General features: G+C 74.3%; 9 protein-coding genes. 4 read left to right on the top strand and 5 right to left on the bottom strand.

All coding sequences use genetic code 11. The features are described 5' to 3' along the window. Window positions 1-105 precede the first annotated feature (105 nt). On the top strand, window positions 106-1,527 hold the full coding sequence (locus Sfr03f_RS11780) for a cysteine desulfurase/sulfurtransferase TusA family protein (RefSeq protein ID WP_108953790.1): 1,422 nt from the start codon (window positions 106-108) through the stop codon (window positions 1,525-1,527). 50 nt (window positions 1,528-1,577) lie between these two features. Here the strand turns inward: Sfr03f_RS11780 and nadA are convergent, their stop codons facing one another. Then, window positions 1,578-2,762: a quinolinate synthase NadA gene (gene nadA / locus Sfr03f_RS11775; protein WP_108953789.1), complete on the bottom strand. Its 1,185-nt coding sequence runs from the start codon at window positions 2,760-2,762 to the stop codon at window positions 1,578-1,580. A 302-nt stretch (window positions 2,763-3,064) separates the two neighbouring features. Here nadA and Sfr03f_RS11770 point away from each other — a divergent pair, with 302 nt between their 5' ends. Further along, the gene (locus Sfr03f_RS11770) at window positions 3,065-3,421 is read left to right on the top strand and encodes a HesB/IscA family protein (RefSeq protein ID WP_108953788.1); all 357 of its coding nucleotides are present in this window, start codon (window positions 3,065-3,067) and stop codon (window positions 3,419-3,421) included. 80 nt (window positions 3,422-3,501) lie between these two features. On the opposite strand, the gene Sfr03f_RS30260 is transcribed toward Sfr03f_RS11770, so the two are convergent. Beyond that, window positions 3,502-5,043: a hypothetical protein gene (locus tag Sfr03f_RS30260; protein ID WP_159105630.1), complete on the bottom strand. Its 1,542-nt coding sequence runs from the start codon at window positions 5,041-5,043 to the stop codon at window positions 3,502-3,504. Window positions 5,044-5,219: 176 nt separating this feature from the next. On the opposite strand from Sfr03f_RS30260, the gene Sfr03f_RS11760 reads away from it, so the two are divergent. Continuing rightward, window positions 5,220-6,194: a carbohydrate kinase family protein gene (locus tag Sfr03f_RS11760; protein ID WP_108953787.1), complete on the top strand. Its 975-nt coding sequence runs from the start codon at window positions 5,220-5,222 to the stop codon at window positions 6,192-6,194. Between the two features lie 115 nt (window positions 6,195-6,309). Here the strand turns inward: Sfr03f_RS11760 and Sfr03f_RS11755 are convergent, their stop codons facing one another. Beyond that, on the bottom strand, window positions 6,310-9,492 hold the full coding sequence (locus Sfr03f_RS11755; protein ID WP_108953786.1) for an efflux RND transporter permease subunit: 3,183 nt from the start codon (window positions 9,490-9,492) through the stop codon (window positions 6,310-6,312). A gap of 240 nt (window positions 9,493-9,732) precedes the next feature. Beyond that, entirely contained in the window at window positions 9,733-10,866 is a 1,134-nt protein-coding gene (cobT, locus tag Sfr03f_RS11750; protein ID WP_108953785.1) for a nicotinate-nucleotide--dimethylbenzimidazole phosphoribosyltransferase, read from the bottom strand. 147 nt (window positions 10,867-11,013) lie between these two features. On the opposite strand from cobT, the gene Sfr03f_RS31685 reads away from it, so the two are divergent. Further along, window positions 11,014-11,562 (top strand): methyltransferase domain-containing protein, encoded by a 549-nt coding sequence (locus Sfr03f_RS31685; protein WP_108953784.1) that lies wholly within the window; start codon window positions 11,014-11,016, stop codon window positions 11,560-11,562. 75 nt (window positions 11,563-11,637) lie between these two features. On the opposite strand, the gene Sfr03f_RS11740 is transcribed toward Sfr03f_RS31685, so the two are convergent. After that, entirely contained in the window at window positions 11,638-12,846 is a 1,209-nt protein-coding gene (locus Sfr03f_RS11740) for a bifunctional adenosylcobinamide kinase/adenosylcobinamide-phosphate guanylyltransferase (protein WP_108953783.1), read from the bottom strand. Window positions 12,847-13,044 lie beyond the last annotated feature (198 nt).

Here is a 13,044-nt window from a genome sequence, read left to right as displayed (position 1 = left end):
TCTTTCGCCCGGGTGCGGCGAGGGGTGGCGGGTGGCTCCGGGGGCCGTCCGGCGGGGTCGTCCGGCCTCGTGGATCGGGGCCGGACGGCCCGGTAGCGTTCGGGCGTGCCGTACTTCGACGCCGCCTCCGCGGTCCCCCTCCATCCCGTCGCCCGCCAGGCGCTTCTCGCATCGCTCGACGAGGGGTGGGCCGATCCGGCCCGTCTCCACCGGGAGGGCCGCCGGGCCCGGATGCTGCTGGACGCCGCGCGCGAGGCCGCCGCGGAGGCGGTGGGCTGCCGCCCGGACGAGCTGACCTTCACCACCTCCGGGACCCGGGCCGTGCACACCGGCGTGGCGGGCGCGCTCGCCGGACGACGGCGGGCCGGACGTCACCTGATCGTGTCAACGGTCGAGCACTCCTGCGTGCTGCACGCCGCCGAGTCGCACGAGGCGGACGGTGGCGAGGTGACGCGTGTGGAGGTGGACCGGGGCGGCCGGGTCGACGCCTCCGCGTTCGCGGCGGCGCTGCGGGAGGACACCGCGCTGGCGTGTCTGCAGTCCGCCAACCACGAGGTGGGCACCCTCCAGCCGGTGGCCGAGGTGGCCGGGGCGTGCCGGGAGGCCGGGGTTCCGCTCCTGGTGGACGCCGCGCAGTCGCTGGCCTGGGGGCCGGTGGAGGGGCCGTGGTCGCTGCTGGCGGCGAGCGCGCACAAGTGGGGCGGGCCGGCCGGCGTCGGGCTGCTGGCGGTGCGCAAGGGGGTGCGCTTCTCGGCGCCGGGACCGTCGGACGACCGGGAGTCGGGGCGGGCGCCGGGGTTCGAGGACGTTCCGGCGGTGGTGGCCGCGGCGGCGTCGCTGCGGGCGGTGCGGGCCGAGGCCGCCGCGGAGGCGGCGCGGCTGCGGGAGCTCACGGAGCGGATCCGGGCGCGGGTGCCTCAGCTGGTGGCGGACGTGGAGGTGGTGGGCGATCCGGTGCGGCGGCTGCCGGGGACCGTGACCTTCTCCTGTCTCTATGTCGACGGGGAGGCGCTGCTGCACGAGCTGGACCGGACGGGCTTCTCCGTCTCCTCCGGTTCCTCCTGCACGAGCAGCACGCTGGTGCCCAGTCACGTGCTGAAGGCGATGGGGGTGCTGAGCGAGGGGAACGTGCGGGTGTCGTTGCCGCCGGGGACGACGGAGGCCGACGTGGACGCCTTCCTCGACGCGCTCCCCGACGCGGTCTCGCGGGTCCGCGCGCAGCTGGGGGCGCCGGCGGGCGGGGACGAGGCGGTCGCGGTCCCTCCCGCCGGGACCGGTTCCGGGACCTCGGAGCAGGAGGCGGTGCTGGTCGTCGACACGCTGGGGCGGCGGTGCCCGATCCCGGTGATCGAGCTGGCCAAGGTGATCGGCGACGTGCCGGTGGGGGGCCTGGTGCGGGTGCTCTCCGACGACGAGGCGGCGCGGCTGGACGTCCCGGCGTGGTGCGAGATGCGGGGCCAGGAGTACCTGGGCGAGTCCCCCTGGCCGGAGGGCGGCACCGCCTACCTCGTCCGCCGCGAACGATGACGGCGGGGCGGGGGGCTCACGCCACTCCGACGTGAGCCCCCCGCGGGCCGTTACGGCAGGGCCAGCATCCGCTCGAGGGCCAGCTTCGCGTAGGTCTCGGTCTCCCGGTCGACCTGGATGCGGTTGACCAGCTTGCCCTCCGCGAGGGACTCCAGCGCCCACACCAGGTGCGGCAGGTCGATCCGGTTCATGGTCGAGCAGAAGCACACCGTCCGGTCCAGGAAGACGACCTCCTTGCCCTCCGGGGCGAACCGGTTCGCCAGCCGCCGCACCAGGTTCAGCTCCGTGCCGATGGCCCACTTGGACCCGGCCGGCGCCGCCTCCAGCGCCTTGATGATGTACTCCGTCGAGCCGACGTGGTCCGCCGCCGCGACGACCTCGTGCCGGCACTCGGGGTGCACCAGCACGTTGACGCCCGGGATCCGCTCCCGCACGTCGTTCACCGAGTCCAGGCTGAACCGCCCGTGCACCGAGCAGTGCCCGCGCCACAGGATCATCTTCGCCGCGCGCAGCTCCTCGGCGGTGAGCCCGCCGTTCGGCTTGTGCGGGTTGTAGACGACGCAGTCCTCCAGCGACATCCCCATGTCCCGCACCGCGGTGTTGCGCCCGAGGTGCTGGTCGGGCAGGAAGAGCACCTTGTCGCCCTGCTCGAACGCCCACTCCAGCGCCCGCTTCGCGTTGGACGACGTGCAGATCAGCCCGCCGTGCCGGCCCGTGAAGGCCTTGATGTCGGCGGAGGAGTTCATGTACGAGACGGGGACGACCTGCTCGGCCACGCCCGCCTCGGTCAGCACGTCCCAGCACTCGGCGACCTGCTCGGCCGTCGCCATGTCGGCCATGGAGCAGCCGGCGGCGAGGTCGGGCAGCACGACCTTCTGGTCGTCGTTGGTCAGGATGTCGGCCGACTCGGCCATGAAGTGCACGCCGCAGAAGACGATGTACTCGGCCTCCGGGCGGGCCGCGGCGTCGCGGGCGAGCTTGAAGGAGTCGCCGGTGACGTCGGCGAACTGGATGACCTCGTCACGCTGGTAGTGGTGGCCGAGGACGAAGACCTTGTCCCCGAGCTTCTCCTTGGCCGCGCGGGCGCGCTCCACCAGGTCCGGGTCGGACGGCGACGGCAGGTCGCCGGGGCACTCGACGCCCCGCTCGCTCCGCGGGTCGGCCTCGCGGCCGAGGAGGAGCAGCGCGAGCGGAGTCGGCTGGACGTCGAGCTCCTGGGGCTGGGCGGTGGTCACTACACGCACCCTTTCTGTTCTGCGGGTTTCCCCGGACGGGGAGACGGGTCGAGCCTTTTCGTCGAAATGACGCTATCTATCATAACCGCTGCCGCCCGCTTTCCGGCAGGCCGATTGCGTCGATGTGACGTGAATCCCGGTCGTCCCCGGCGGCCCGGTGGGCACTGTGTCGGGCACCGGGCGTGTGCGAGCATGAGGGAAGGACGAGGCATTGCCTGTCCGTCCGGGCCGCCCGGAATGAATCCGCGGCCGGGCGGGTTGAATCGTCGGCAAGCAGTCTCCGTACACCCCGGGAGAGATAGATGTCCGTATCGGACGAGAAGACCACCGTCACCGACGGCATCGTCCTGAGCGACGCCGCCGCGGCCAAGGTCAAGGCCCTGCTCGACCAGGAAGGCCGCGACGATCTCGCGCTGCGGGTCGCCGTCCAGCCCGGTGGCTGCTCGGGTCTGCGGTACCAGCTGTTCTTCGACGAGCGCTCGCTCGACGGCGACGTGGTCAAGGACTTCGACGGCGTGAAGGTCGTCACCGACCGCATGAGCGCCCCGTACCTGGGCGGCGCGTCCATCGACTTCGTCGACACCATCGAGAAGCAGGGCTTCACGATCGACAACCCGAACGCCACGGGCTCCTGCGCCTGCGGCGACTCGTTCAACTGAGCCGGTAACCCGGCTCGGCACCGAGGGCGGCGCTCCCCTGACGGGGGCGCCGCCCTCGGGCGTTCCACGGCGGTGGCGCGTCAGCGCGGCGTCGGGCGCGGGGCCTTCTCCCGGGGGACGGGGTGCCCGTCGGAGTCGACCACCGCGCGGTCGCCGAGCGGGCGCTCGAGCTCGACGGTCCGGTGGTGGATCTTCGCGATCATGATGCAGACCCGGTCGGGCCACGGCTTGTCGAGGACGGTGACCTCGACCCGGCCGGCCTTCTCCTCGGTGCGGACCGTGAAGTCGGAGCAGACGCCGGCCTCGAAGGCCACGGTGAGGCGGCCGTCCTCGGCGCGGTAGCCGGTGACCCGGGCCCGGCCGGCGGCCGTTCCGTCGTCCGGGCCGGTGGGGCGGGGGCTGGGACGCTCGGCCGGCGGCTCCTCGCCCGTGGTCAGGTAGGCGGGGTCGACGGCCGGGTGGGACAGGCGCAGCAGGCCGCCCCGGTCGGGGAGGCGCACCGCGAACGTCCAGGACGGCACCAGCGTCTGCCGGCCGTCCACGAGGTGCGCGGCCAGGCCGAACTCGGCGCTCTCGACGGTGGCGGTGCGCCGCTTGAGGGGCGCCTCGGGGGTGCACTCGTGGGCCGGCGGCACGGCGGAAGGGCGGCCCGCGGGGCCTTCCTGCGCCGTGTCGCCGCCGGGCTCCGCGGGCACGGCGCTGGCGCAGCCGGGCTCCGGGGCCCGGCCGATCCCGGAGCTCAGCCGGTCGAGGTCCTTCAGCGCCGCCTCGGCGTCCACCAGCGGGTAGGAGTCGCCGCGGACCGGGTCGGCGAGCGCTCCGGCGCCCGAGGTCACCCGGGCGTCCGGCCCCACCCGCAGGGCGGTGGTCCAGCCGTGGGTGGGCAGCCCGCCGACGACGGGGTCGGCGTCGACGGTGCGCTCGGCGCCGAAGGTGCCGCCGGCGGCCACCCTGGCGTCGCTCTGTCCGGCGGCCTTCAGCACGGGGGCGGCGGCCCGCTCCGCCCGCCCCCGGTCCACCGGGGTCTTCCCGCCGGACGGGTCGCGGTGGAACGTCCAGGAGGCGGGGGCCCTCCTGTCGACGGTCAGCTCCTCCCCCGCCTTCCACACCGTGCCCTCCTCGCGCGGCGTGTCCTCGAGTCCGAGGGCCTCGGCGAGCGCGGCCACCCGCTGCCGCGGGACCTGGCCCTCGGGCCGGTACACGGGGGCGGTGTCCGGGCCGTCGGGCAGCTCCCCGGCGGCGCGGAAGGTGAGGCCCTGCGGCACGGCGCCGTAGCCGTCCAGCACCAGGGGCTCGGGTTCCGGCGGGCCGGCGGGCGAGGCGGCGGCCGGGCCGCCCGTGGAGGAGGCGGCGTACGTGCCGATGCCCGCCACGGCCAGCACCGCCGCCGCCACCGCGGCCACCGCGAGCCGCCTGCGCGGCGGGTCGTGCCGTGGTGCGAGGGCGGTGTCGCCCTGCGCCTCGTGCGGTGGTCCGGGTGCGGTGTCGCCCTGCGGGTCGTGCCGTGGTCCGGGGGCGGTGTCGCCGTGCGGGCGGGCCCCGTCGCGGGGCGCCGTCACGTCGTGCGGTTCGTGGTCGCGGCCGTCGTCCGGGCCGCCGGCCGGCAGCGCGTCGTCCTTCACCTCGTTGCTCCTCTTCCTCGTAGGCCCTCGCAGGCCCTGCCCCTCATCAGGAGTCCCCGGTGGGACGTGCGCGGGGAGGACCCGGTTCCCCCGGGAGGGGCACTCGGGACGAACCGGCCGCCCGAGCCGCCTACCATCGGTAGGTCACCACGCCGCCAGCCAGGAGAGAATCCGCCGTGCGCATCGCAGTCACCGGCTCCATCGCCACCGACCACCTCATGACCTTCCCGGGCCGGTTCGCCGACCAGCTCGTCGCGGACCAGCTGCACACGGTCTCGCTCTCCTTCCTGGTCGACCAGCTCGACGTCCGCCGCGGCGGCGTCGGCGCCAACATCGCCTTCGGCATGGGCCAGCTGGGCACGAACCCGGTCCTGGTCGGCGCGGCCGGCGCGGACTTCGACGAGTACCGCGCCTGGCTCGACCGGCACGGCGTCGACACCTCTTCGGTGCGCATCTCCGAGACGCTGCACACCGCGCGCTTCGTGTGCACCACGGACGCCGACCACAACCAGATCGGCTCCTTCTACACGGGCGCGATGAGCGAGGCCCGGCTGATCGAGCTGAAGACCGTCGCCGACCGGGTGGGCGGTCTCGACCTGGTCCTCATCGGCGCCGACGATCCGGAGGCGATGCTCCGCCACACGGAGGAGTGCCGCGCCCGGGGCATCGCGTTCGCCGCGGACTTCTCGCAGCAGATCGCGCGGATGAACGGCGAGGAGATCCGCATCCTGCTGGAGGGGGCGACGTACCTCTTCTCCAACGAGTACGAGAAGGGCCTCATCGAGTCGAAGACGGGCTGGTCCGACGAGGAGATCCTCGCCAAGGTCGGTCACCGGGTGACCACGCTGGGCTCGCGCGGCGTGCGCGTCGAGCGGCACGGCGAGTCCCCGATCGAGGTCGCCGTGCCGAAGGAGACCCGCAAGGCCGACCCGACCGGTGTGGGCGACGCCTTCCGCGCCGGCTTCCTCTCCGGCCTGGCCTGGGGCGTCTCGCTGGAGCGCGCGGCGCAGATCGGCTGCATGCTGGCGACGCTGGTCATCGAGACGGTGGGCACCCAGGAGTACCAGCTGCACCGGGCCCACTTCATGGACCGCTTCGCCGAGGCCTACGGCGAGGAGGCCGCCTCCGAGGTCCGCAAGAACCTCGGCTGAGGGGTCCGCGAGAACCTCGGCTGAGGCGCGGTCCGCGCGTGCCCGCGCGAGGTCCCGGGACACGGGGAAGGCCCCCGGCGCCAGTGGCGCCGGGGGCCTTTCGTGTCGCGGTGCGTCAGGCCCGGACGGGCTCGGGCTCCGCGGTCGGGGCGGGCGTGTCGTCGCCGCCGTCGCCGGGGGCCTGCTCCGCCCGCTTCGCGGCCCGCTTGGCCGCGCGGCGCTCCTTGCGGAGCTCCAGCATGGCGTACAGCGTCGGCACCAGCAGCAGCGTGAGCAGCGTGGAGGTGATCAGACCGCCGATCACCACGACCGCCAGCGGCTGGGCGATGAAGCCGCCGTGGCCGGTGACGCCCAGCGCCATCGGGACCAGGGCGAAGATGGTCGCCAGCGCGGTCATCAGGATGGGCCGCAGACGGTGCCGGCCTCCCTCGATCACCGCCTCGACGACCCCGTACCCCTGGGCCCGGTACTGGTTGATGAGGTCGATCAGCACGATGGCGTTGGTGACCACGATGCCGATCAGCATCAGCATGCCGATCATCGCCGGGACGCCCATCGGGGTGCCGGTGGCGATCAGCAGGCCCAGCGCGCCGGTGGCGGCGAACGGGACGGACACCAGCAGGATCAGCGGCTGCGCCAGCGACCGGAAGGTGCCCACCAGCAGGATGAACACGATGGCGATGGCCGCGAGCATGGCCAGGAAGAGGTTGGTCTGCGCCTCCTCCTGCTGGTCGACGACGCCGCCGATCTCGGCGGTGGCGCCCGCGGGCAGGTCCAGCTCGTCGAGCACCTTGGCCAGCTCGATGCCGACGGAGCCGGTGTCGTCGGTGGTCGGGCGCGCGGTGACGTTCACGGCGCGCTGACCGTCGATGCGGGTCAGCGACACCGGGCCGTCGACCAGCTCGACGTCGGCGACCTGGGAGAGCTTGACCTGGCCGAGGCGCAGGTTCTTCAGCTCGGCCACCGTGTCGGCCGGCTTGGCGGCCCTGATGACGATGTCGCGCTCGGCCTGGTCCAGCGTGGCCTTGCCGACGGTGTTGCCGCGGACGGCCTGGGCGACGATGCCGCCGAGGGTCTGGTCGGTGAACCCGGCGGCCGCGGCCTTCTCGTTGGCGCGGACCTGGATGCGCGGCACCGACTGCGCGAGGTCGTTGGTGACCTCGGTGACGTCGTCCATGCCCTTGACCGCGTCGGTGACCTCGGAGGCCGCGTCGGCCAGCACGTCCCGGTCGGCGGCCTTGACGACCACCGCGAGGTTCTGGCTGCCGAGGCCCATCTGGGCCCCGCCGATCTCGGTCTCGCCGACGCCGTCGAGGCCGGCCAGGCTCTTCTCGATCTTCTTCTGGACGTCCTCGTAGGAGGCGTCGTCCTCGATCATCACCTGGAAGCTGGCCTGGTTGGTGCCGGTGCCGCCGCCGAAGGCCGCCATCCAGCCGGAGCTGCCGACGGTGACCTGCTGGTTCTTGACGCCCTCGACGTCCTCGATCGCCTTCTCCACCTTGGCCGCGGCCTTGTCGGTGGCGGCGAGGCTGGTGCCGGGCTCGAGCTTCTGGGTGACGGAGATGACGTCCTGGTCGCTCTGGTCGAACAGGTTGACCTTGAGCAGCGGGGTCATGGCCAGGGTGCCCACGAACACGGCGACCGCGATCAGCACGCTGGTGAGGCGGCGGCGGGTGGCGAACTTCAGCACGGGGACGTACAGGCGCTGCAGGCGGCTGCGGCGCTCGGCCTCCTCCGCCTGGACGCGGGCCTGCTCGGCGTCGTCCGGGCTGCCCTTGGGCGCGCGCAGGAACCAGTAGGAGAGGACCGGGACCACGGTCAGCGACACCAGCAGCGAGGCCAGCAGGGCGACCGTGACGGTGATGCTGAAGTCGCTGAACATCTCGCCGACCATGCCGCCGACCAGGCCGATCGGCAGGAAGACCGCGACGGTGGTCAGCGTGGAGGAGGTGACCGCGCCGGCCACCTCGCGGACCGCCTTGAGGATGGCCTCCTTGCGCTCCTCGCCGTAGCCGAGGTGCCGCTTGATGTTCTCCAGCACCACGATCGAGTCGTCGACGACCCGGCCGATGGCGATGGTGAGACCGCCCAGCGTCAGCATGTTGAGCGAGATGTCGCGGGTCCACAGGAAGATCAGCGTGAGGACCACGGACAGCGGGATGGAGACCGCGGTGACCAGGGTCGAGCGGACCGAGGTCAGGAAGACCAGGATGATCACGACGGCGAAGAGCAGACCGAGCGCACCCTCGGTGGTGAGGCCGGAGATCGCCTGGGCGACGGCCGGGCCCTGGTCGCTGACGACGGTGATCTCGGCGTTCTTGCCGACCGACGCGCGCAGGTCGTCGAGCTTGTCCTCGACGGCGTTCGAGATGGTGACGGCGCTGCCGTCGCGGTCCATGGTGACCATCACGGACAGGCTGGGCTTGCCGTTGGTCCGGGTGACGGAGTTGGTCGCGGCCGGCTTCTCCTCGACCTTGGCGACCGAGGAGAGCTTGACCGCCTTGCCGCCGCCCTGACCGGCGGCTCCGGCGGCCGCGCCCGCACCCGCGCCCTGTGCCTGGCCGGCGATCCGCAGGTCCTTGATCTGCTGCAGCGAGGTGTAGCCGCCGCCGACCTGGACGGTGCGGTTGGCGCCGTCCTCGTCGAAGGCGCCGGCCGGGACGGTCGCGCCGCCCGCCTGGAGCGCCTGGGTCAGCGAGGCGGCGCTCAGCCCGGCGCGCGCCATCTTGGCGTCGTCGGGGGTGATCGTCACCTGCATGTCGCGCACGCCGTTGACCGAAGCCTGGGAGACGCCCTCGATCTTCTCCAGCTCGGGCAGCACGGCGGTGTCGAGGCGGTCGGCCAGCGCCTGCTGGTCCATGTCCGCGGTGACGGAGAGGACCACGGCGGGCATGTCGTCGGAGGAACCGGCGATCACCTGCGGGTCGACGCCCTCGGGGAGCGTGTTCCGTGCCCGGTTGATGGCCTGCTGGATGTCGGCGACCAGCTGCTTGGTGTCCGGGCCGTAGTCGAAGGAGGCCATGATCACGGCGCTGCCCTCGCTCGCCGTGGAGGTCAGGCTCTCGACGCCGTCGACGGCCTTGATGCCGTTCTCGAGGGGCTCGACGACCTGCTTCTCCACCACGTCCGGGGACGCGCCCTGGTACGGCGCGATGACCGAGACCATGGGCAGTTCGATGGAGGGGAACAGCTGCTGCTTGAGCTGCGGGATCGCGATCACTCCGAAGAGCAGCGCGATGAGCGACATCAGCCCTATCAGGGCCCGCTGCGCGAGGCTGAATTTCGACAGCCAGGACATAAGGGTCAGGGTCTCTCTACGAGGTGAGGGCACGGTGCGTGGGAGGCGCCGGCATGGGGCGGGACCGCCGCCGCCTCCATCCTGACCCATGGCTCGTCGGGACCCGGTAACCCCATGGTCCTATTTGACGAGCGTCACATCCTCCTAGGGTCGGACATCCCGACCGCCCTCGGAGGAGGCGACACCACGTTCACCGCCCCGCCCGCGCGGGGCCCTCCGCCGGGAGCGGGGCCTGCGGACTCACCCGCTGGTGCGCTCCGCGGGCTCCGCGGGGTCTGCGGACTCCCCGGGCTCCCCGGGCTCCGCCGGCTTCGCGGGGGCGGGCGACTCGCCGATCTCCGGCAGGTCGGCGGCGAACGCGGCGGCGGCCCTCACCAGCGGGAGCGCCAGCAGCGCGCCCACGCCCTCACCGACCGTCACGCCGTGGTCCAGCAGCGGCTCGAGCGCCATCCGGTCCAGCGCCTTCGCCTGGGCCGGCTCGCCGCTGCTGTGGCCGGCCAGCCACCAGTCGGGGGCGCGGAAGGCGGCCCGCTGGGCGACCAGCGCGGCGGCGGCCGACACCACTCCGTCCAGGATCACCGGGGTGCGGCGGACCGCGCACTGCAGCAGGAAGCCGGTCATCGCGGCCAGGTCGGCCCCGCCCACCGCGGCCAGCAGCTTCAGCTGGTCGCCGAGCACCGGACGCGCCCGGCGCAGCGAGTCGCGGATCGCGGCGCACTTGCGCATCCACGCCAGGTCGTCGATGCCGGCGCCGCCGCGCCCGGTGACCACCGAGGCGTCGGTGCCGCAGAGCGCCGCGACCAGGACGGCGGCGGGCGTCGTGCCGCCGACGCTGAGGTCGCCCAGGACGACCACGTCGGTGCCGGCGTCGGCCTCCTCGTCGGCGATCTCCATCCCCGCGCGGAACGCCGTCTCGGCCTCTTCCGCGGTGAGCGCGTCCTCGATGTCGATCCGGCCGCTGCCACCGCGCACCCGACGGGCGGTCACCTCGGCGGGCAGCGCCTCCGGTTCGCAGTCCAGGCCCATGTCCACGATCCGCACCGGGACGCCCTGGCGGCGGGCGAGGACGGCGACGGGGCTCACGCCCTCCAGGACGTCGCGCACCAGCCAGGAGGCGGTGCCGGCCGGGCGCCCGGACACGTCGAGCGCGGCCACGCCGTGGTCGGCGGCGAACAGCACGACCTTGGGCCGGTCCAGGGGGCGCACGGGCACCGCGTGCTGGGCGGCCGCGAGCCACTCCCCCAGTTCGTCCAGACGTCCCAGCGACCCGGCCGGAACGGCCAGCCGCTCCCGGCGCGCCTCCGCGTCACGGCGCACGCTGCCGTGGGGACGCTGGATCCGGTCGGTGAAGTCGTCGAGATTAAGCGAGCTCATTGGCGGAACAGTACCGGCCCGTCGGGGCGGCGTCGTTGCACCCGGGAGCGGGACGCCCTACGTTCCGGTTTGCCCGTTTTCGTTCTGGGGGATCCCCCGTGGTGTTCCCCGTCCTTCCTACCGTCGTCGCCGAGGTGAGGAGCCGCCGTGGCCGAGGTCGCCGCACCGCAGTCGCAGGAACCGGTGGGGCCGGGCGGCCGGGGCGAGGCACTGCCCGGTCAGGCCCCCGGCGACCGGCCGCCGGGGCCCCTCGAGCGGCTGCGGTACCGCCTCGCCGCGCGGGCGGTGCTCGCGGTCGCGCCGGAGCCGGAGAGCTGGCTGGACGTCGGCTGCGGGTACGGGCGCTTCTGCGAGGCGGCGCGGGCCTGGTTCCCGTACACCTCGTTCGACGGGCTGGACGTCGGGGCGCGGGTGGAGGCGGCGTGGCGGGCGGGGCGGGTGGAGGAGGCGCACCGGGGGGCGCCGGGGGACACCGACGTACTCCTCCGCCTGAAGGGTCGTTACGACGTGGTCAGCTTTCGTGGGGCGCGCCCCCGGCCGGCCGCACTCCGCGCCCTCCGGCCGCTCCTCCGCCCCGGTGGCCACCTCCTGGTCGACCCCTCCCCCGAGGCTCCCACCGCCCTGACCGCCACCGGCTACCACCCGCTCCGCCGCCCCACCCCCTGGCACCCCCTCCTCGCCCACCTCCCGGGCTGACGCGGAAGGCCCTGCCTGCCCGGGCGCGCCCGCCTCCCGGGGTGACGCGGGAGGTCCTGCCCGCCCCGGCGGGCCCTAGAAGGCGCCGCGGAGCGGGAGGGGCTGGCCGGCCACGACCAGGAGGACGTGTTCGCACTCCGCGGCGACCGCCGCGTTCAGCCGCCCCAGCTCGTCGCGGTACCGCCGCCCCGACGCCGTCGCCGGCACAATCCCGGAGCCGACCTCGTTGGAGACCGTCACCACCGTCCGCCGCGTCGCCCGCAGCGCCTCCGCCAGCCCGGTCACCCGCGCCCGCAGCTCCCGCTGGCCGCCGCCCGCCCATTCGGCGTCGTCCCACGCCCCGACCGCGTCCATCGCGTCGGTCAGCCACAGCGCCAGACAGTCGATCAGCAGCGGCGGCCCGTCGTGGTCCTCGAGCAGCGGACCGAGGTCGCAGGTCTCCAGCGTCCGCCAGGACGCCGGCCGCCGGTCCCGGTGCAGCCGGACCCGCTCCGCCCACTCGGAGTCGCCGCCCCGCGTCCCGCCGGTGGCCACGTACACCACCTCGGGGAACGCCTCGAGCCGCCGCTCCGCCTCGACCGACTTGCCGGACCGCGCGCCGCCCAGCACCAGCGTGCGCCGCGGCACGTCCGGCACGCTCCCGTACGTCCCCACCGTCAGCGTCTCCCCGTCCGGCACCGCCCTCGCCCCCGCCGCGGCCAGCCGGCGCCGCAGTTCGGGACCGGGCGGCACGTCGTGGTCGACGTGCACCGCGATCACGTCCGTGGTGGGGCCGACCGCGCCCGCCGCCCTCAGGCGGGCCAGCGCGTCCGGGCGGCCGACCACGTCGGCCAGCACCGTCTCGTACGGCTCGGCGGTCTCCTCCAGCCCGGCCGGCGCGCACCCCGGCGGCAGGTACAGGAGCCGGTGCCCGTCGGGCCCGGTCACCGCGTAGCCGGTGCCCGGGGCGTCCATGGCCAGCGCCCGCACCCGGTGCCCGGTGAGCAGTGCGAGCTCCCGCCCGTCCGGCACCCGGCCGGGCTGCGGAAGCCCCGGCGGCACCTCGACGGCGGGGCCGTCGTGCGGGTGGGTGAGCAGCACCTGCCGCACCCCGTTCAGCGAATGCCCCGAACGGGCGGCGGCGAAGGCCGCCCCGGGGATCAGGTCGAGCAGCAGGGTGCCGTCCACGAGCACCGAGGTCGCGGCCCGGGCGTCCGGGCCGAGGGCGACGGCGCAGGCGGCGCAGGGGCAGCCGGGGCGGGGCAGCCCGCTGGGGGCTCCGGTGCCGAGCAGAGTGACGTCCACGTACCGATTGTCCCGTCCGCCGCGCGTACCGCGCGCCCGCACACCGTCTGTTCGGCGGCGCGGCGTCCTCCGCCGGGTGCGGGCGCGCCCGGTGACGGGGCTGATGTTGCAGGAGCCCCGCGGCCGGGAACGATCAGGACCTGGACACCCCCTAAGCTCCTGACGACGGCATCACACGACGGACCCGCACCCCTGGAG

This window comes from Streptomyces fragilis, assembly GCF_003112515.1.
GTDB classification, from domain to species: domain Bacteria; phylum Actinomycetota; class Actinomycetes; order Streptomycetales; family Streptomycetaceae; genus Streptomyces; species Streptomyces fragilis.
This window is presented reverse-complemented; position numbering and strand designations above follow the sequence as displayed.